The sequence below is a fragment of the Neobacillus sp. GCM10023253 genome, from assembly GCF_042653105.1.
In the GTDB taxonomy this organism is placed as follows: domain Bacteria; phylum Bacillota; class Bacilli; order Bacillales; family Cytobacillaceae; genus Neobacillus; species Neobacillus citreus.
On record NZ_JBHSHV010000006.1, the window covers coordinates 84,060 to 104,446 of the forward strand.

Here is a 20,387-nt window from a genome sequence, read left to right on the forward strand (position 1 = left end):
TTACATAAAGTAAACTATAAATTACAAAAAAATACCAGATATTGCTAAATGGGCAATGTTCCGGCATGTGCTCTTACATTTTTCTGTCTTTCTAAAGAGGATTAGGGCAAATTTAATTAAAAATGTCCGCTATGTTCGTATCATCATTTTTTAAAAAATTACACTTAAATTTGTTTTCCAAAAGTAGAACCCTTGATGCACGGAAATGCACGGGGACGGTTCTCGTGCCTCATTTTCGCTAGAAAATGAGGCAAAAGAACCGTCCCCATGCTTCATTCAAAATGAAGAGATTCCGCCCTATTTAATAAAAAGTCCGCCTGGTCTCTCCCATACAGATACAAGCGGTGCATAGGTCTTGTCATTGAGACGTACAACAATTTGATGTCCAGGTCTGCTTGTGAGTATGGTTCTTCCAAGCAGACGAGCAAAACGGCATCAAACTCCAGGCCTTTTGATAAATATGATGGCAAAATCACGATATGCCCCTTCTTCATTTCTTGTTTTTCTTCTAATAACTGAATTGGAAGTTGGCTATTTTCCAAGAGTTGTTGTATTCTCTGGCATTCTTTATCGGTACGTCCAATAATCGCAATGGAGTGCAGCTCTTCCTCTTTGAGTGAGGATATATCGTGTTCCAGCAGCATCCTTACCTGTTCCAGATTCACAGAATCAATTTTTTTATAGCTCGGTTTTTGGCCATGACGAATGACCGGTTCGACCTTCGGCAATTCCTGATCAATCAACATCAGGATATCATTTGCCAAGTTCATGATTTCGACGGTTGTTCGGTAGCTTTTTTGCAAGGCTTGATAATTCGCATTTGGGAAAATCTCCTTCAGTACAGGTGTCCAGCTATTCAAGCCGCGATAGGAATGGATGCCTTGTGCCAAATCCCCCACGATGGTGAACAAGTCTGTTTCAAAGCCTTCTTTTAATGCAGCAAATTGAAAATAGCTGTAATCCTGTGCTTCATCAATGAAAATACTTCGCATTTTATGTTTTTCATCAATGCCTTCTAGCTTTGCCAGCATATAAAATAGCGGGGCTAAATCCTCAAGCTCGTATGCACCCCGTTCAAAGATACGCTGACAATATTTACTTAGAACCTTACATTCTTGATCAGTCAGAGTGGTGGAATGCTTTTGAAGCAAATCTGGAGATGTCATTAGTTCCTTATACAAGGTAAAGATATCTTTCATGTCAAATGCATCCATATATTTTTTTACAGCGGCCTTTGCCTCCTGCTCGATCCTCTTTTTCCGTTGATCTTTCCTCTCCATCAGAGTGACCACTTTTTGCTTTCTTTTTTCTGGATCCTGCCTCCAGTTATAAAGGACTTTTTCAAGTGCTTCTTCATATTTCTTGTTCAATTTCGATAACATAATGGATTTTTTCCTTTTTAGATCATCTTCTAAAAGGTTTTTTATTTTTCCAAGCCTTTTGTAGATTGGTAAGTACGTATATTCTTTTAAAAATAGTCTTTTAAGCTTTTTCCCTTTCATGAGAACGGAAATTTCAATCACAAAATCCTCTTCTGGAGCAAGATTGCTTTCCAATTCCTTGATATATCGGTTGATTAATTCTTTAAATTCAAGTGAGCCTTTATAACTAGATACCCATTGCATCGATTTATTGGATCCGTTATTTTCAAGGAGCTTCATCAGCTTCGAGTTAGGTGAAAAAAGTTTTATTTTCTGTCCCAGACAACTTCTCATAAAATCAATGTAGGTGGTTTGGTTGATTTTGTTGACACCGAGTTCCGGTAAGACGGCAGAAATATAATCAATAAACAGTCGGTTTGGCGCGAGTATCATTAATTTTTCTGGAGGAAATTGAAATCCAAAGGAATAGAGAAAGTAGGATATTCTATGGAGTGCGATCGTTGTTTTCCCGCTTCCGGCCGCTCCTTGAACAATGATGGGGTGCTTCAATGATGCCCGAATCACTTCATTTTGCTCATTTTGGATGGTCGCGACAATTTCTGTTAAGCGATTGTCCGCTTTACCTGACAAAGATTTCTGCAAAAGTTCATCGTGTGTGGTTAAATCGATGTCACTGATTTCTTTTAATAATCCCTCAACAATGTCATATTGCCTCTTTAAGGATAGATACCCTGTTTGGGTCTCACCATATGCTTCATAGGACACCTCTCCGAGCCGACCATCATAGTAGACATTGGCAATCGGCGACCGCCAATCCACAATTATAGGTTGCTGTGTGACCCGGTCAAACAGTGACACCTTGCCGATGTACAAAATTTCCTCTTTTTTCGTACTGTCGCTAGTGAAATCAATCCGTGAAAAATATGGTTTGCCAATCACACTCTCCAGTCTTTTCAATTCACTTTCGGCTAATTCAAGAAAACTTGCATTGGCGAGGAGATCCGTGTAACTCGTACTGCTATCCTTAGAATTCAGTTCAGCAAAGGATTGCCTCATATTTTCAACGAAAAATTCTCTATTCCCCTGCGAAATTTCCAAAACAGTCCGTATATATTCCTTCGTAAACTCTAAGCGCTCCAGTTCTGCTTGATAATCTTTATGGCCACTTACAGAAACTTGATCTTTAGTTCCCATCCTATAATCACCTCACTAAGTGACGCACGGGGACGGTTCTCGTGCATCACTTTCCCTAGAAAATGAGGCATAAGAACCGTCCCCATGCATCAATTTTTAAATTTGAAAATCTCATCCACAGCTTGGTGGTATCCACCCGATTTTTGAAAAGATTCTCCGATGCTTGCAGCAGCTTTTTGGTAAGATGGTTGTTTTAATACTTGATCCACAGCTTCACTGAGTTGATTTGCAGTCAGGTTTTGCATTTGTAGTGTAATACCGGCCCCGAGTTTTGCAACTTGCCCAGCGATGATTGGCTGATCCGCGCTTTGCGGGATGACAATGAGCGGAACCCCGTTATAGAGACCCTCATGAACACTGTTCATTCCGCCATGAGTGATGAAAACCCTCGTGTATTTCAATACTTCTGTTTGTGGAACGTAATTTTTGACAATGAAGTTCCTAGGAATCTCCCCTAAATCGGATAAATGCGTTTTTTCCCCAATAGACATGATAACAGTATGGTCAGTGTTTCCAAATGCCTTAAAACAAAGCTTATAGAAATCTATTGCTTGGTTAAAGACAGTACCGAGTGAAATGTAAATTAGGTTTTTTCCCTGAATTGTAGGTAGGTCGAAGTTTTCTTGCATTGGTCGTAAAGAAATGGATGGACCCACAAATTTGTACGACTGGTCAAATGTTTCTCCAAAGGGTTGAAACTCCCTGGTTGTATAAACGATGGTAAGTGGTGCCGGGTTACAAAAAACTTCGTAAGGAGAATGGATCTCCACATCATATTTTTCTTCCAATTTTTTTGTGAGGTTCTGATACTCATCATGAATTTCCGTTGGGATATTTTTTGAAAGATGGTCCAACGTTTGATCAAATGATGCTTTTGTCTGTGCAAAAGAAGTACAAGAATTAACGGCCGGAAGTTTCAGGATCTGTGCAAGTATACGTCCACAGCCAAACATGGAATCGTGGATGATATAATCAAACTGTTCCCCTTCGATTTGCTCCAGAACACTAGGGATCATGATATCTGCCGTTCGCAAAAGACCGTTGATTCTTTCGAGTAAATACTTTCTTCCACCTGAAATAAAAGCTTTTATAAATTTATCACCATCAAACGTTCTTACGGTAGCTCCCGTCTTCTCAACACGTTCTCGAAAAGCCTCTATCGTAAAGTATACTACCTCTTCTCCACGCGAAACAAGCTCCCGCACAACTCCAAGAGTCGGATTAACATGTCCTTCAGAACCACCATTAATAAACAAAACACGTGCCATTATTAACACTCCTTTACTAATGAGGCATGGGGACGGTTCTCGCGCCTCACTTTATCGACCAAAGTGAGGCAAAAGAACCGTCCCCATGTTTCATTCTCTCCATCTAAATAGAGTTAAATCATAATGTTAATTTTTTGACCATATTGTACCAGATTACTCCGCCATGCTCTGATTTTGAAACGCCCATGTTGTTATAGCCAAATTTTTCATAGAAACCAATTAAGTCTTCTTTACATGTAAGTGTGATGGTCTCACGTTTTTTTGCAGTTGCTGCTTCTTCAATATGAGCAAGTAGCGCTGCCGCTACACCGCGTGTTTGAAAATGCGGAGTAACCGCTATTCCAAGGACACTTTGATGTCCGCCGGTCAGTGGATTAGCCTTAATTTCACGAAATAAGTCATCTGTAATATATGGTGTTTCAATCACAGGTCCATTAACAAAACCCACAATCGCACCTTTCCTTTCAGCCACAAAGAAACTATCTGGTATTACACGAATCCGCATTTCAAACGTTTCTTTCGTCGCAGCCTCTTCTATTGGAAAACACAGGCTTTCAATGATAGTTATCTCAGATAGATCTTCCATTTTAACATTACGGATATTCAACATTTTCAATTTGCCTCCAAATTCCAATAACATCTTGATGCTAATTCCCATTTGCCCCTACAAAATATAAGACTTCCACTTTATAAATTATTATTATCTCCATCTACTACTATAATAGGTTTTTGTTCAGAACAAAAGTAAAGTTTTAGATTTTCGAGGCACACGTGAGGCACGGGGACGGTTCTCGTGCCTCACTTTCTCTGGAAAATGAGGCAAAAGAACCGTCCCTGTGCATTCAAAATTGTACAAGCACTTTTTTAGAATCGGAATATACTGAAACTGAGTTTTAGTGTTTGGGGGTGAGACTATGAAACCATGGTTCAACACTGATGGTATTAGTGAACGGGAAGATCGTTTGAAAAGTTCCATGCGTATGGTTTGGGAACAGCACGTATATTGGACAAGATTGGTCATCAATAGCATAGCTTTTAATTTACCTGATTTAGCCGCGAATACTGCACGACTTCTCCGGAATGCCACAGATATGGGAAATTTATTAAAGCCTTTCTATGGAAATAAAATAGCAGCACAGTTCGCCAACCTAATAAGGGAGCACCTGGTCATTGCTGCGGAACTGGTTACAGCTGCGAAAGCAGGCAATCAAAGAGCTGTGGCAGATGCACGGAAAAGATGGTATGCGAATGGAGCCGAAATTGCCGAATTCTTAAGTAGAATCAATCCATTTATATCAAGAAAAGAATTCCAAGAAATGTTTTTCGAACATTTGGCCCTTACAGAAAGGGAAGCAGTATTAATACTCCAACAAAATTTTAAAGAAAGTATTGCAGTGTTTGACAAAATTGAGTTGGAAGCTTTAGAAATGGCGGACACCATCACCTTTGCCATTGTAAAACAATTCCCTAGAAAGTTTTAAATATACCATGGGGACGGTTCAGCCAGCTCATTTTTAAGAAAGAATAAGCATTGGGAACCGTCCTTCTGGCATTTCCTTGGCTTTTGCTGCAAGAATTATATATATTGAAGTAAAGGATCTTGGCGCTGGAGAGGTAGCAATGGAATTACAGAATATTAATACGATATTCATCGCACTTATTACTGTTTTAAATATATTATTTGCCATCGTGGTGATGTTTGTTGAGAGACGGGATGTCAGTTCTACCTGGGCGTGGCTTTTGGTTTTATTTTTTCTGCCCATTCTAGGGTTTTTGATCTATATCTTTTTGGGCCGCCAGTTAAAGCAAAAGAATTTTTACAAACTATCAGAAGAAGAGAGACGTTTTTTAAATGAAGCCGTAAGTGTGCAGATGGATCACCTAACTCGTTCTGATTTTCTACATAATCCTTTGCTTCAAAGGTATGGGGACCTAATTAAAATGAACATGAAGTCGTCGAACGCCTTACTTTCTAACGATAATGATGTACAAATTTTTCATCACGGAATAGACAAGTTCGATGCGTTGTTTCAAGATATTCAGAATGCAAAAATCGAGATTCATCTGCAATATTACATTATTCAGCGTGATTCCTTGGCTGTAAAGTTACGGGATGAACTGACAAAGAAAGCCAAGGAAGGAGTCCGGGTTCGCGTCCTCTACGATGAAGTGGGTTCACGGCGGATGAATCGTTCTTTTTTCAAGGAACTGATCGAGTGTGGCGGCGAAGTGGAAGTGTTTTTTCCTTCTTTTTTAAAATTAATCAACTTCCGGATTAATACAAGAAACCATCGGAAGATCTGTATTATTGATGGCGAGATTGCTTATATTGGCGGATTCAATATTGGAAATGAATATTTGGGGCTGGATAAAAAGTTCGGAAATTGGCGCGATACTCATCTACGAATACTGGGCGAGGCCGTCAATCATATTCAAGGGAGATTTGTGCTGGATTGGAAGCAGGCAACGGACCAAGAAACAATCAACCACGAAGCCTTTTCTATGAATCTGGAGCGGCATAGCGGAAGCAGTGCCATCCAAATTATCGCCAGTGGTCCAAATTCCACAACCGAACATTTGAAAAATATGTACTTGAAGCTGATCATGTCAGCGCAAAAAAGTGTCTATATCCAAACACCTTATTTTATTCCAGATAGCAGCTTTATGGATGCGTGCAAAATCGCCTTACTTTCCGGAGTAGATGTTCGGATCATGATTCCCAGCAAGCCCGACCATCCCTTTGTGTACTGGGCAAACTTGGCTTATGCCGGTGAGCTTTTGTCATATGGTGCGAAGATTTTGTTATATGAAAATGGGTTTTTACATGCCAAAACGATATTGGTGGACCAAGAGGTAGCCTCTGTCGGGACCACTAACATTGATATGCGCAGCTTCAGGCTAAACTTTGAAGTCAATGCCCTTATCTATGACGAAAAGATTGCTCACGATTTATATGATTTATTCATGGAAGATTCCAATTATTGTTCCGAACTTACCCTTACAAGGTATCAGGGACGATCCGGTTTCGTGCGAATCAAAGAATCCGTATCCCGCCTTCTGTCACCGATTTTATGAATCAGGATGATAAGAAGTGTGTTCTGGGTGATGCACGGGGACGGTTCTCGTGCATCACTTTCACTAGAAAATGAGGCCAAAGAACCGTCCCTTTACATTCTTAAATTAATTGACCTTTTCTATCCCCTCCCTCTTTTGGTTTCTTAACACGAGGATTTGATCCAAATATTTCGTGTACTCCGATTCCCCTGAATAAGACAAGCAAAGATACTCCTTGGCTCTTGTCATCCCAATATAAAGAAGTGATACTTCCCTCTCCTTGTCTTCTTCCAATGGAAATGGCATCGAATCCACATTGACAATAAAGACAGCACGAAAATCCAGGCCCTTACTGCTGTCAATAGTGCTAATTTTAACCTTGCCATCATCTTTTTTATAGGAACGCTTGGAAACATCATTTTCAGTGATCCAGAAAAACGGTAAACCAGCTTCAGATAGAGAACGCTTAATAATATCAATAATCGGATACTGATATGTTCGTTTCACCCTATAAAGGATTAACATTTCATCAAAAGGCACTTTTCGATCTTCATTCAACTTCTTAATCTGGCGGGCAACGAGTCTCATTTCATCAAAGAAGTTGGCCGACTTTAAGATGCCCGGCTCTGGTCCTTTTCTTTTTGTGCTTTGCGGCGCAATGATTTCCCCTTCCAATTACCGATTAACGACTTTATTTTTAAACATGGAATGTTCACGGTAGAAATCCCAAGCAAACTTGACAATCTGCTGGGTGTTTCGATAATTGATCGACAACACCTTTGAACGTCCTTGAAAGCTCAAACCTGTGTCCTGAAGGTAAGATCGTTTTCGTTTATAGATGGTCTGCGCTCTATCTTCCACCAATAAAAGTGATTGGGTATCGGCATTGATAAGCTAACTGACCAAACGAAGCCAATCAGCTTCAAAATCCTGTCCCTCATCAATCAAAACAGCATCATAGGTCGGAAGAATTGCTTCCTTCCTCTCTATTTTCTTAATGATTTCAGGCAGCTGCTGCTCCCTGACTTTTAAATCATTCCTTAACCAAGAATGAAAGTTACGAACAATGATGTTTTGATTTTGCACAGTCTTTACATTTGAATCAAAATCGAACAAATCCTCCGGTTCATTCAGCATGTGGGTAATCATTTGCTGGATGGCATTGGCCAGTGAAATATTATAGCAAAGGATCAGGATTTTCCAATCAGGATTCTGCTTGGACAACATTTTCGCCCGGCTTGCTAAAATAATCGTTTTCCCGCTACCGGCAACCCCGCGAATCAAGCGGTTCTTATCACCAATCTGCTTTGCCAAATTCTCCTGATGAAGATCCATTGTCTTAATATCATGTAAGGATAATAAAAGCTGATCTTGATATGGGACAGGCGCTTTAAATTCAGCACTAATCCGGACTTCAGGGAATAGATGATAACGAATAGCATTAATGTCCTCTAATGAAAGTGGTTCCCTAAGGCGAAACGGGACAACAAACATAATCAGGATCTTTTCCATTAGAATTTCTTCAGAAAATCCTTCCTTCTCCGGGTCAATTTCATCCCTTGTCAAACAAAGGTGTGGTTCAATAACCGTGTAAAGCCCCTCTTGTACAAAATCCTTGGAAAACATCCTCGTAAAAACAACACCATGGCCATACGGGAATTTTAATTGAAATTTATATTTTCCATCCAATTGAATAAGGTTTTTATCTTTTTTCAAGACATCCACAACATGGAACATATTATCCCTGGCCTGCTTCATCGGACTTTTAATAACCGCTTGATCGCCGGAAGTCGACACAATATGCCATTCATCGTGATTAAGTTGAAATAATGTATTTTTTGTATAATCTTTCACTTCCAGCACAACGATACCGAGGTCCGGACCTATAATCACAAAGTCAGGCCTTTTCCCTTGTATCTCAGGCTCGAAGTACACTATGTAATCATCTGGAAGATAAGTTTTTAAAGTTCTAAAAAATAACCGTTCTCCCGTCGTGGCAGATGATCGAATAGTTTCAGGAATCGTAATCGCCATAACAACCGCTCCAAAATTTGCAATTTTCTCCATTATACTACAAATTTTGATGCACAGGGACGGTTCTTGTGCATCAATTTACCTAGAAAACCAGGCAAAAGAACCGTCCCTGCGTTTCAAAAGTATTGTCAATTGTATAGGAATTATTTCATAATAGAATGGAAGATATATCCTAGTAAAATTGATAAATATGAGAACTCTTATGAAAGTGGAGTGGAAATATTGATTAAAGGAATCCTTGATAAATTTTTTAAGACAACACAAACTACACCTCAACCAAAGGAACCGCCCATCAGCCAAGCGGATGTCGAGGCATTAATTAATGCGAAACTGAAAGAACATGCAGCAAGTATTGAAAACGTCGTTGCGGAAAAAGTCATCGAAAAACAAAATGCTGGCGAAGATGATTATAAATTAACTTCTAAACAGGTGGAGTATGCCCTTTCTTTAATCGATAAAGTAAAGGACGAATTCGAATTGGCAATAGCGCCTACTGAATTAACCGTAAAAGATTTGAATAGGCTGATTGCTTATCAGAGGTATAAGAATAAAGGGACGCTAATTAATTTAGTTAAAAAGGGAGTGCTTAGGAAAAAATAATGAAGCACGGGGACGGTTCTCGTGCATCACTTTCACTAGAAAACGAGGCAAAAGAACCGGCCCCATGCATTTCCCATCCATTTTAACCATTTTTCTTTTTTAAAACATCTGTAATATTAATTTATTTCCTTCTTAGAGAATATGATCATTTATAAATATTGCTTTATCATCAGCTTCTTTTTGTGTTTTGGAAAGTACATATTTTAAGTAATTCGCAAATGAAGCATCAACCACTGTTAGCGACATACTCGTCCCTCAATTAGTCGTGAAGTTCTTCTAACAATTGGCTTTCTGCCTTGATAGTTTACTTGATACATGGAAAAAGAGAAAAGGATGGTTACTTTTCTCTTTTTTGGAGACCCCATTTTCTTTTAATGTTCCTTTAGTGAAAGTTTGGATGGGTCAATATCATCCAATAGTTGAGTAATATCCTCCAGTGGAATATAGACTATTGGTGCAGGAATAATTCCACCAAAACCGGGAGCAATAACAGTGAATGTACTAGCCAGTATAAGAAGATCACCCTTAACTTCTACTACTGAGCCAACTGTTAGTACACCAGCTTTTGTAACGACACCAACCATGTGCCCAAGTTTGGTATTTAAAATCTTTCTTAGTCTCTCAATTGCTCCATCATTATGGCTACGACTAGAACTCATATATATTTTCACCCCTTTCAATGATTTAGGAGAGGTTGTCCCCGTACACTATATAAGATGCAATGATGTAAAAACTGAAAGGGCAGGTATCATAACTTATAAGACTGATTTCGTACAGTTTCTCCATTCCCCAGCCATATTGAGCTGATACATAAAAGAAAATGACAGATTGGTCCATGCAACCCCTCACATGTCTTCGATATTTCCGAATTCCAGTCAGCCTTATTTTATTTTTCTATCTCCGCTCTTTTTGTATTTAGCACCTCATTTAGAAACAAAGTTAATGATCAATTCGTCTAACCTGAAAAGGGGTGCTGTCTATGAAAAATTGGGCTATCTTTATTTTGATTATATTTGCCTTAACAGGTTGCCGGTCCACACCATTTGATGGGCATGCGGTAATTGATTGGGTTGATTTTGTAAAATGGGATGGTATTGAGTACGATGGAATTTACTCGGGTGTTTTGGCTGACGAAGAGTACCTTGGAGATAAAATTGGGACAGTGAAGTTCAAGGTAGCGGACAATGTGACGAACCCAAATTATAAAATTCGTAATGGAGATGCATCGTTTCATGAAAAAGGCACAGAAATTTATGCGATTAAAGGTGTTCCACAATTTATTGCCGTCAAATCTAACCGCGAAATTAATGGGTATCGTGTTTATTATTCAAGAGAGGATTTCGATTATAAATGGCATTTTAAAGATATGCCAATCGAGAAAGTGAACCGAATAGAGGTTTATCTCGCTTACCAGCCGGAAGGGCCAAAAAAATTGGTAAACTTAGATAACCCAGATGAGATAAAGAAATTTCTTCAAGTTTTAAATGAAGGTGAGAGTAGTCCAAATTTCCAGGCAAATATGGATAAAGGTGATCCCATTGTTTATGACATGGTCTTTTATACGGATCAGCCTATTGCCTATAAATATGATTTGCAGTTTGATGGTATCACCTATTATTGGCATCCATGGGATACAGCGATATTATCAAATGGAATCGGTGATTTCCTGCCAAAACAATAAAAATATAAATATAACAGATGCACGGGGACGGTTCTCGTGCATCACTTTCATTAGAAAATGAGGCAAAAGAACCGTCCCCGTGCATCATATTGTCGGCCAACTAAAATCATGTCTATAGTAAGTTTGCTTTAGCTTATTTAGGTCATATTCCCATTCCCCTATTGCATATCTAAATTTTGTTTCCCCATCCTTTTGGCCTTTTCTAAGTTTCACATTTTGAGCAATTGTATAGGCTACTTTTTTTAGACCAAGCTGATTCACCGCTGTCTCAAGAATTTTCCAGCGTTTTTCACGCGTCGACCCGGTAATTTGGTAACCTAGCTTCTTTAATTCACTCTCATCTTTAAAAACAGATTTTTCATCCTCGTATTTTCCGCCCTTTAAATCTGTACTTGGCCACGCAAAATGAATCAAAGCTGGATTTAGTGGTGCAATCGATACAGAGTCTGCCTGAGCGGATGAAGGTGTGAAAATTATTGCTTACTCATGAATAAAGCCGACTACCGTGTTTTGGGGATAGTCGGCTCTTATTCTTAAATCAATGAAGCTTCAAACTTAAATAGTCTTTCTTACATCCTTTCAACCATAATCGCCATGCCTTGGCCGCCACCGACACATAGTGTGGCGATTCCGTATCTTTCTTGACGGTCAATCATTTCATGGATGAGCGTTGTCACGATACGGGCACCAGTTGCTCCAACTGGATGTCCAAGCGCAATTGCGCCCCCGTTCAAATTGACCTTATTTACATCTAGCTTTAGTTCACGAATAACAGCCAGTGCCTGAGAAGCAAAAGCCTCATTTAATTCAAAAAGACCGATATCTTCTACTTTTTTCCCAGTCCGTTCTAATAGTTTCGTAACCGCCGGAACAGGACCGATCCCCATTACTTCAGGAGAGACACCTACAGCTGACCAATCCACGATCTTAGCAAGCGGTTTTAGCCCTAAGCGTTCAGCCTCGCTTTCTTTCATTAAAACTAATGCAGAAGCACCGTCATTCCTACCGCAAGCATTGCCTGCCGTAACGGTTCCGTTTGCCTTAAAAGCTGGCTTTAGGCCTGAAAGTTTTTCCAATGTTGTTTCAGGACGCGGGTGCTCATCCGTATCAACGATTCGTGTACCTTTTCTTTCTTTCACTTCGACTGGCACGATTTCTGCCTTAAACTTTTCATCCGCAATTGCTTTTACAGCCCTTCTTTGACTTTCCACTGCGAAAGCATCCTGATCTTCTCTTGAAATTTGATATTTCTCAGCTACATTTTCTGCCGTAATCCCCATTCCTAAGTCTTTTCCATATAGTTCTTGAGGCTGCTGCCCTGCTTCTGTGTTGGAATCTACTAGTATGGTACGATCCCCGCCGAAACGTGCATTTCTGAGATAGATTGGCCCCCTGCTCATATTTTCCGTACCGCCCGCAACGACGATCTTAGCCTGATTTGAGCTGATTTGCTGGACAGCTGAAGCAATTGCCTGCATCCCAGAGGCACACAATCTATTAACAGTAAAAGCAGGGGCAGTTTCAGGAATACCTGAACGGAGGGCTGCAACCCTTGCTACATTTGAGGATTCGGTACTTTGTCTAACCTCTCCAAAAATAACCTCTTCCACTTGTTCAGGCGTTATATTTGCTCTTTTAACGGCTTCCGTAATGGCAATACTCGCCAAATTGCCTGAACTGATTTCTTTAAATGCACCGCCATAACGTCCAATTGGTGTTCGAACAGCACTCACAATCACAATATTTTCACTCATGTTTTTCCTCTCCTCTACACATTACGAAGTTTTCGATTCTAAATAATCCAATCCTTGTTCCTTGTCCTTGCCTTTTAAAATAGAAGGTTTAACAAAAATGGTAAATAGTAACCCGAAAATAAATACGGCTCCAGCCATAAACAAGATAGATAGATTATAGCCTGCCAATTTATCCCCTCCAGCTAAGCTGATAATATACCCGGTTAAAAGCGGGGCAACAATACCAGCGAGATTACCTGACGATGTTAAAATACTTGTCATTAATCCGCCCCGTTCACGCATTTCATTAATCATAATGGTTGGCCCGATTGGTAAAATGGTATAGGCAAGACCTTTTGCTATACACAATGCCGCAATAACCCAGAATGGATTTTGGAAAATCATTATAGACGCAAACAATAATGCACCCACGATCATGGAGCCTCCAACAACGAATACCCTAGATGAACGCCAATTTTGATTTTTCTTAAATAAATAATCTGATAGCATGGAAATACCTGTATAAATGACCACGGAAACAATCCCAATGACCATTACGCCATATCCCATTTGCGCCGGTGACATTTTAATAGATTCTACTAAATAAATAGGCAGCCAAACCGAAAACCAAACAACAAGGATATAAGTTGAAAAATAAGCAAGCGTGGTAAATAAGGCAGTTGGCGACGCCAAAAGTAATAGGAAATCTTTTAATTTGAGTTTCTCAATCTTCGCTTTCTTATTCTTTTGTACTTCCTTATATACCTCAACTGGATTTTCTTTTGTGAAGAATTGAAACAACAAGAACCAGACAAAACTTACTGCACCCAGAATGGCAAATGCGATCTTCCACCCAAAAATGGTAATTAAAGAAACGAGGATTGGCGCAGCAATCATGGCCCCAACAGTACCGCCGCCAACGATCATGGAATTAGCAAAACCTTTTAGTTTCGGCGGGAACCACTTATCTGCATGGTTATAGGCAATCGGACTGTACGGTCCTTCGAATGCCCCTAACAAAACTCGATAAACGATTAAAAGGGGTAATGCAGCAATGGCCAAAACACCAAATTGTAAGGCTGTCCACGACAGCATGACCACTGCAAGTATTTTTTTCGTTCCATATTTATCCGCAAGTGCTGCTCCAAAGATACCTGTTACGGGATAAAGCCAGTAATAACTACTTCCTACCAGCCCCCACTCCACAGGACTAAGCTTAAACTCTTTCATAATAGGTGCAGCTGCAAGTCCAATGATGGATTTATCTGCAAAATTTACGACTGCCCCTAAGAATAAAAGCAGAAGAATAAACCAACGCATCATCAATCTCCTCTTTTCTTTGTTTAAAGGTATTCGTTTTTCAACTGTGCCGCGATAATATTTTTTTGGATTTCGGAGGTTCCTTCATAAATTTTCGTTATTCTAGCATCCCGATAAAAACGTTCCACTGGGAATTCCGCAATATAGCCAAGGCCTCCGTGAATTTGTACTGCTTTATCTGCGGTACGATTATAAACTTCGGAACCAAGAAGTTTTACCATAGCTGCTTCCTTGATGACCTTCATCCCTTGATCCACCATCCAAGCCACACGATAGGTCATGCTCCGTAATGATTCGATATCAAGAGCCATATCAGCCAAATAATGTTGAATGATTTGCTGTTCAAAAATCGGTTTGCCAAATTGGATTCGCGTATTGGCATGTTGGATAGACATTTCCAACAGCTTTTCGCATGAACCTAAGTTACGTGCTGCAAGTCCTGCCCGTCCATTGGCAAGAATTTTTAAAGCGTTTACATATCCTTGACCTTCTTGACCGAGCACATTTTCTGCTGGGACTTCACAATCTTCAAAGAAAATTTCGGCTGAATGGGATCCACGGAGACCCATTTTCTTTTCATTTTTTCCAATTGTAAAGCCTGGAAAGTCTTTTTCAACAATAAAGGACGTAATGCCTTTTGCACCTTTAGAAGGATCGGTCACAGCCATGACGGTAAAGACATCGGCGATCGGGGCATTGGTAATATAATGTTTGCTCCCATTCAGTATGTATTTGTCACCTTTTCTTACAGCAGTTGTTTTCAGATTTGTTGCATTTGAGCCAGCACTTGGTTCCGTTAAAGCAAACGCACCAATCATTTCTCCCCTTGCCATCGGCGGCAAATACTTCCGCTTTTGTTCTTCATTCCCCATTTCGACAATCCCTACGGACCCAATCCCGGTATGAGCACCAATGACAGTGGTATAGCCATTATGGGTTCTTCCTAATTCCTCATAAATCGCACATTTCCCCACCATACCAATACCGATACCGCCATATTCCTCCGGGATACTTAATCCGAACAATCCCATTTCCTTGGACATGTTCATGATTTTTTCAGGAATTTCATTATTCTCTTCAATGTCCATTGCCAATGGATCCACTTCACTATCAATAAAATCACGAATACTTTGCTTTAAAAATTGAATGTCCTCTGAAAATCGAAAATCCATCTTTTTCACTTTCCTTTCTTAATTAAATATCCTTAAAATCCTTTGCCCTGTTGATTTCAACTATTTCATCCGATGGAGAGTTAATTGGATGAATTAGTTCCACATATAATACATTTGTTCCGTATACGGAACATATATCCCAAAAAAATTTCTAATCCCTAAATGGTTAGGTTAATAGCTACTTTAAGAGATTCATATTATAATTTCACACAGGGAATTGCGTACCGCTATTGGAACAATAATACTATTCGTTCAATTAATTCGTCAATAATATTTTTAATTTTTCCAATAAAATAAATCGTTAGACAATTAAGGGTTTACAATTTATAATTTGACACATTATATCTTTTTGTTTTTTCTGAAAATATACATAAGGAATAATTGTACGGTATATTTGCTTTTTCCTTTAACCCTGTATAATTGAGTTACGGGAGATTATTAAAAAGGAGTTTACGTTATGGATACACCCAATGAAAGAGAAAAATCGGAGGTCCCTGCGCTTGAGGCCGCAATTAAGATTTTGGAATATTTAAGTAGATATAAGAGTAAAGAACGCTCGTTGTCGCAAATCTCAAAAAATTTATCAATCAACAAAAGTACTTGCCATAGAATTCTAAAATTACTAAATCACAATCGATTCGTTTCGTATGATGCGGACTCAAAACAGTATAGTCTTGGCTCCTATCTTATCATTTTAGGTTCTCGCGCATCAGAATTTATTGATTACCTCAAACTGGCTCAGCCCCACCTTAAATGGGTGTGTGAGGAAACGCGGATGACAAGTGTTTTACTTGAACCCATCTCCGATAATCGCTTAATGTACGTCGCAAAGGAAGAACTGGATGTTCCAGATTACCATGTTCATGTGTCTGTTAAAATAGGGCAGCATTTCCCAATAACCAGTGCCTCCTTCGGTAAGTGTTACTTGGCCTATTTGGAAGAACATAGAATGGAACAAATTCTTGAAAAAGTAAATTTGAAACAATTTACCGATAAGACAATTACAGACTTAGAAACGTATAAGGAGAGCTTAAAAGAGGTTCGTAGTAAGGGATTTGCAGTAAGTTATGAAGAACATACACCAGGGGTATTCGGTATTGCAGCCCCCATTTTTGATTATAGCGGCCAAATTGCCATGGTTATTGCCTGTCTCGGTTTTGCTACAAATGTAGACGAAGATTATGTTTCAATTTGTGGAGACAAACTTAAAAAAGCAGCAAGAAGTATTACAGAAGCACTGGGAGGAAAAGAACCTATCTTTAAAGTATGATAAATTCCATATTTCATAAACTTCCCTCTGCTTTTTATAGTTGTGTTATTCCAAATATAGATTGAGAATTTCCGACTTATGAATAATGCCAACCTCTCTATTTTTGGGATAGTTGGCTTTTATTCTTTATGTGACGATAATGAAATCACTAGCCTCTTTTTGGTAATATCTATTGGTTTATAGTCTCAAAATCAATCCCATACATAATAAACGGAATAAGCGACCTGATAAATTCTTCCGGTGGTACCTCTCTGTTTCTTCTCCATTCTACAGACGCTCCGTAGATTCCCCAACTTAACATGACAGCTGTCCTCTTTAGCGCATCATTTTCGTCCATTGAATGCCTTTTTAACAACATTTTGTAAAAAATAACTTCTAGTTGACCCCTGATAATGCGGGCGATGGTGTCTTCGTAGCCTCTATGGCAGCGATTGGATAAGGAATTTTGAAAATTTGTAATGGCTACGAAAATACTAACAATGGTATCTTCATTTAGTTCGTTTTGATCAACCTGATCGGAATTCAAATTGATCAATAGGACTTCTGATAGGACCTTTTCTAATAAGTCATATTTATCCTCGAAATGATAATAAAAGGTCGCACGATTGACCATGGCCTCTGTTGTAATATCTTTAATGGTAATATCCTTGAATTCCTTTTTTCCTGAAAGTTCAATAAACGAATCCATGATTAATTTGCGTGTCCGAAGAATTCGGGGGTCCGTTTTTTCCTGATTCATACAAAAGTACCTCCTACTTTTTCGACAATTTTTCAAATGTGTTGTATATACGATAAATCCAATTATCTATTGGTATTGGTGTTTTTCATTATGTACTACAATCCAATTGTACAACAAATATGAAATCAATTCTAAGTAAGCAACTTTTTTAACAAAAACAAAGGAGGAATCTCGAAATGAATGAAAATAATAACATGATTTGTGACTTAGAAACCGGTGTTTGTGGTGTAGTTGAAGAGGAAAATATGGAAATCATTGATTTCAATCAACCAAAGAAAACCGTAAATGTATATTATGTGACGGACCCGATATGCTCCCATTGCTGGGCACTCGAACCAGTTCTTCGCCGTTTTGTAGAGCAGTATGGACAGCATTTTAACTTCCATACGGTTATGGGCGGGTTGCTGGAAAAATGGCATGATGGACCTATCGATCCTGCAAATGGAATCTTTAAACCTGCGGACGTGGCTGGTCACTGGAGAGAAGTTGGTGAAATTTCCCGCATGCCAATTGATGGGTCGCTCATGATTGACAATCCCGTTCAGTCATCCTATCCCCCTTCTCGCGTCTTTAAAGTGATTCAAAAAAATCATAACGACGCATTGGCCTTTGAATATTTACGACGTGCAAGAGAAGCCCTTTTCGCCTTTAATCAAAATATCTCAGATGAATCCATTTTGATAGAGATTGTCAACAAACTTGGACTTGATGGAAAAGCTATTGTAAATGAAGCTGAACAACAAAACGGACAGCAATTATTAAATGAAGATTTCATGTTGGCACGAAACCTCGGTGTTCGTGGGTTCCCAACCATTATCATCGTCAATGAAGAAAATAAAGGAGTAAAAATTGTCGGTGCCCGCTCATTGGAAAACTATGCTGCTGGGTTAGAGCAGGTTCTAAATCTGGAAGAACTGCAGCCAAAACAACAATCACCTCTTTCGACCTTGCTTGAAAAAGAGAAACTTCTGTTTTCAAAAGAAATTGAAGTGATGTATGATGTTGAAAAATCGGAGATTAACAGCTTTATTAGCAAAGAACTTTCACCAAAAAGCTATCAAGTGAAGGAAATATTAGGAGAATTGTATTTTACTTCTACTACTACAAAATAGAGGTGATTAAAGATGGCATACGTATTACAAGTGGATTTCAACATGAATGGTCCATTCGGGGATGAAATGGCGGAGGCATTTTCTGATTTAGCGAAAAGTATCAATGAAGAACCTGGCTTCGTGTGGAAAATCTGGACAGAAAGTCCTGAAACGAATGAAGCAGGCGGAATTTATATTTTCGAAACAAAAGAAACAGCAGAACATTATTTAGATATGCATTCTAAACGGTTAGCCGGATTTGGTATATCTAAAGTGAACGCAAAAATCTTTGCCATCAATTCTAAACTTACAGAGATTAATAGAGGTCCAGTAAAATAAATGAATAAATAAGATGCACGGGAAGATGCACGGGGACGGTTCTCGTGCATCACTTTTGCTATAAGAAATGATGCAAGAACCGCCCTTGTGGATTTTTCACAATTCTAACGCTTTATTTACTGCTTCAATAGCATGTATGACTGTTGTATCGAACAGTGGAATTACAGAATCCTCTGGTTTCACCAGTAAACCAATTTCTGTACAACCTAATATAATCCCTTCGGCTCCCCTGTCCACTAAATTTTTGATCACTTTTTTATAATATTCTTTCGAGGTTTGCTTGATCGTACCTACACATAATTCCTCATAAATCACACTATTGATTCGCTCGATCTCATCTTTATCGGGGATCAATACATTTATCCCATTTGCCTCAATTCTAGATTTGTAGAAGTCTTCTACCATAGTATATTTCGTGCCAAGTAACCCAATTCTATTTAGGTTCATATTCTGTATTTGTTTTACGGTTGCATCTGCTATATGGAGGATCGGTATAGTTATTTTTTCGTAAATATAGTTGATGACCTTGTGCATAGTGTTGGTGCAAATCACAATGAAATCTGCTCCGGCTTTTTCCAAGGACAGAGCGGCTTCAGCCAATGCGAGCCCCGCGGATTCCCATTCTCCACTAGCCTGGTAACGTTCGATTTCATCAAAATCAACACTGTATAAAATGCACTTTGCCGAATGTAATCCTCCCAATTGGCGCTTAACTTCCTCATTGATGATTCGGTAATATTCTATGGAAGACTCCCAGCTCATTCCGCCTATTAAACCGATTGTTTTCAAATGCTTCTCCTCCATTTAATGGATAAGTATTCAAATTGTTTTTTTAAATCTCGCCATTCCGTTAGCTTCTGAGCTATGTTCCATTTTGCTTCTAGTTTTCGAAAGTTTCATGAGTTCCCTTTGGAAGTGCATCTAATTGATACAGCACATTTGCATCTGATAACTCGCACCAAAGCTCTTTAACCTTTTTTCCCTCAAAATAATAGATCATTATGCCAGTTTCCTTAACCCTTTGATTGGTAGAAGGGATATTAAACCAGCCTCCTTTATATGTGCTGAAACCTGTATATCTTACAACCAGCTTATTATCTTGTTCAATTAAATCGTTTATTTCCCATTGATCGTCTTGAAAACAGGTGCGGTACCACCCCATAAAATCCTTTAGCTTCTGACGAGTAGAATCACCACTAGACCCATGATAAATAAAATCTTCTGTGGTTACTTCATCTATAACGCTTAAATCTCCTTTTGTAAAAAATTCAAAAAACCACCGCTCTACTACTTTCTTTTTCTCTGCACTAATCATAATCTGACTCCATTTCTCTCTTTCTAAACTTTAAAAACGCTGAACTAATATTTTCGTTACTAATGAAATAATTTCCTTCTTACCCTCACCAGAAAAAAATTACCGTGGCGGCCCCATCTTACCTAAAAAACGCAAAATTAATATTAATGTAATTTTATTCAATTAAATAGATTTTTTGGTAGAATTTATAATATT

General features: G+C 38.9%; 18 protein-coding genes and 1 pseudogene. 7 read left to right on the forward strand and 12 right to left on the reverse strand.

The annotated features are described in order from the left end of the window. Window positions 1–272: 272 nt before the first annotated feature. From helD to ACFPA1_RS07855, 3 genes are all read right to left on the reverse strand, one after another. Window positions 273–2,576 (reverse strand): RNA polymerase recycling motor HelD, encoded by a 2,304-nt coding sequence (gene helD / locus ACFPA1_RS07845; protein ID WP_378581946.1) that lies wholly within the window; start codon window positions 2,574–2,576, stop codon window positions 273–275. An 89-nt stretch (window positions 2,577–2,665) separates the two neighbouring features. Beyond that, complete coding sequence (locus tag ACFPA1_RS07850; RefSeq protein WP_213145963.1) at window positions 2,666–3,844, reverse strand: macrolide family glycosyltransferase; 1,179 nt, start codon at window positions 3,842–3,844, stop codon at window positions 2,666–2,668. A 118-nt stretch (window positions 3,845–3,962) separates the two neighbouring features. Continuing rightward, window positions 3,963–4,454 carry a GNAT family N-acetyltransferase gene (locus ACFPA1_RS07855; RefSeq protein WP_213146072.1) on the reverse strand — a complete coding sequence of 164 codons (492 nt, stop codon included), beginning with the start codon at window positions 4,452–4,454 and terminating at the stop codon, window positions 3,963–3,965. Window positions 4,455–4,758: 304 nt separating this feature from the next. On the opposite strand from ACFPA1_RS07855, the gene ACFPA1_RS07860 reads away from it, so the two are divergent. Together ACFPA1_RS07860 and cls are read left to right on the forward strand one after the other, a co-directional pair. After that, window positions 4,759–5,325, forward strand: a complete 567-nt coding sequence (locus tag ACFPA1_RS07860) for an acetylglutamate kinase (RefSeq protein ID WP_241113691.1) — start codon at window positions 4,759–4,761, stop codon at window positions 5,323–5,325. A gap of 139 nt (window positions 5,326–5,464) precedes the next feature. Next, a complete protein-coding gene (gene cls, locus ACFPA1_RS07865) occupies window positions 5,465–6,919 on the forward strand; it encodes a cardiolipin synthase (RefSeq protein WP_378581947.1) in 1,455 nt (484 codons plus the stop codon). A 105-nt stretch (window positions 6,920–7,024) separates the two neighbouring features. Here cls and ACFPA1_RS07870 read toward each other — a convergent pair. Further along, window positions 7,025–8,932 (reverse strand): annotated as a pseudogene (locus ACFPA1_RS07870) (3'-5' exonuclease). Between the two features lie 213 nt (window positions 8,933–9,145). Between ACFPA1_RS07870 and ACFPA1_RS07875 the strand changes: the two are divergent. Further along, window positions 9,146–9,532 (forward strand): ABC transporter ATP-binding protein, encoded by a 387-nt coding sequence (locus tag ACFPA1_RS07875; protein ID WP_378581948.1) that lies wholly within the window; start codon window positions 9,146–9,148, stop codon window positions 9,530–9,532. A 371-nt stretch (window positions 9,533–9,903) separates the two neighbouring features. On the opposite strand, the gene ACFPA1_RS07880 is transcribed toward ACFPA1_RS07875, so the two are convergent. Then, on the reverse strand, window positions 9,904–10,191 hold the full coding sequence (locus ACFPA1_RS07880; RefSeq protein WP_213145961.1) for a hypothetical protein: 288 nt from the start codon (window positions 10,189–10,191) through the stop codon (window positions 9,904–9,906). Between the two features lie 320 nt (window positions 10,192–10,511). On the opposite strand from ACFPA1_RS07880, the gene ACFPA1_RS07885 reads away from it, so the two are divergent. Next, on the forward strand, window positions 10,512–11,213 hold the full coding sequence (locus ACFPA1_RS07885; RefSeq protein WP_378581949.1) for a hypothetical protein: 702 nt from the start codon (window positions 10,512–10,514) through the stop codon (window positions 11,211–11,213). Window positions 11,214–11,297: 84 nt separating this feature from the next. Here the strand turns inward: ACFPA1_RS07885 and ACFPA1_RS07890 are convergent, their stop codons facing one another. The 4 genes from ACFPA1_RS07890 to ACFPA1_RS07905 form a co-directional block, all read right to left on the reverse strand. After that, complete coding sequence (locus ACFPA1_RS07890; RefSeq protein WP_213145959.1) at window positions 11,298–11,627, reverse strand: hypothetical protein; 330 nt, start codon at window positions 11,625–11,627, stop codon at window positions 11,298–11,300. Between the two features lie 155 nt (window positions 11,628–11,782). Further along, window positions 11,783–12,967: a thiolase family protein gene (locus tag ACFPA1_RS07895; RefSeq protein ID WP_378581950.1), complete on the reverse strand. Its 1,185-nt coding sequence runs from the start codon at window positions 12,965–12,967 to the stop codon at window positions 11,783–11,785. A gap of 21 nt (window positions 12,968–12,988) precedes the next feature. Further along, complete coding sequence (locus ACFPA1_RS07900) at window positions 12,989–14,269, reverse strand: MFS transporter (protein ID WP_378581951.1); 1,281 nt, start codon at window positions 14,267–14,269, stop codon at window positions 12,989–12,991. Between the two features lie 20 nt (window positions 14,270–14,289). Then, window positions 14,290–15,438 (reverse strand): acyl-CoA dehydrogenase family protein, encoded by a 1,149-nt coding sequence (locus ACFPA1_RS07905; RefSeq protein ID WP_378581952.1) that lies wholly within the window; start codon window positions 15,436–15,438, stop codon window positions 14,290–14,292. Between the two features lie 457 nt (window positions 15,439–15,895). On the opposite strand from ACFPA1_RS07905, the gene ACFPA1_RS07910 reads away from it, so the two are divergent. After that, window positions 15,896–16,708, forward strand: coding sequence for an IclR family transcriptional regulator (locus ACFPA1_RS07910; RefSeq protein ID WP_213145956.1), 813 nt, complete (start codon window positions 15,896–15,898; stop codon window positions 16,706–16,708). Between the two features lie 169 nt (window positions 16,709–16,877). On the opposite strand, the gene ACFPA1_RS07915 is transcribed toward ACFPA1_RS07910, so the two are convergent. Beyond that, window positions 16,878–17,447: a TetR/AcrR family transcriptional regulator gene (locus ACFPA1_RS07915; RefSeq protein ID WP_378581953.1), complete on the reverse strand. Its 570-nt coding sequence runs from the start codon at window positions 17,445–17,447 to the stop codon at window positions 16,878–16,880. 176 nt (window positions 17,448–17,623) lie between these two features. On the opposite strand from ACFPA1_RS07915, the gene ACFPA1_RS07920 reads away from it, so the two are divergent. Together ACFPA1_RS07920 and ACFPA1_RS07925 are read left to right on the forward strand one after the other, a co-directional pair. Continuing rightward, window positions 17,624–18,559, forward strand: coding sequence for a DsbA family protein (locus ACFPA1_RS07920; protein ID WP_378581954.1), 936 nt, complete (start codon window positions 17,624–17,626; stop codon window positions 18,557–18,559). Window positions 18,560–18,571: 12 nt separating this feature from the next. Continuing rightward, window positions 18,572–18,877: a monooxygenase gene (locus ACFPA1_RS07925; RefSeq protein ID WP_378581955.1), complete on the forward strand. Its 306-nt coding sequence runs from the start codon at window positions 18,572–18,574 to the stop codon at window positions 18,875–18,877. A 96-nt stretch (window positions 18,878–18,973) separates the two neighbouring features. Here ACFPA1_RS07925 and ACFPA1_RS07930 read toward each other — a convergent pair whose 3' ends face one another. Both ACFPA1_RS07930 and ACFPA1_RS07935 read right to left on the reverse strand, forming a co-directional pair. Then, window positions 18,974–19,666, reverse strand: coding sequence for an aspartate/glutamate racemase family protein (locus ACFPA1_RS07930; RefSeq protein WP_378581956.1), 693 nt, complete (start codon window positions 19,664–19,666; stop codon window positions 18,974–18,976). Between the two features lie 91 nt (window positions 19,667–19,757). After that, window positions 19,758–20,192: an ester cyclase gene (locus ACFPA1_RS07935; RefSeq protein WP_378581957.1), complete on the reverse strand. Its 435-nt coding sequence runs from the start codon at window positions 20,190–20,192 to the stop codon at window positions 19,758–19,760. Between the last annotated feature and the right edge of the window lie 195 nt (window positions 20,193–20,387).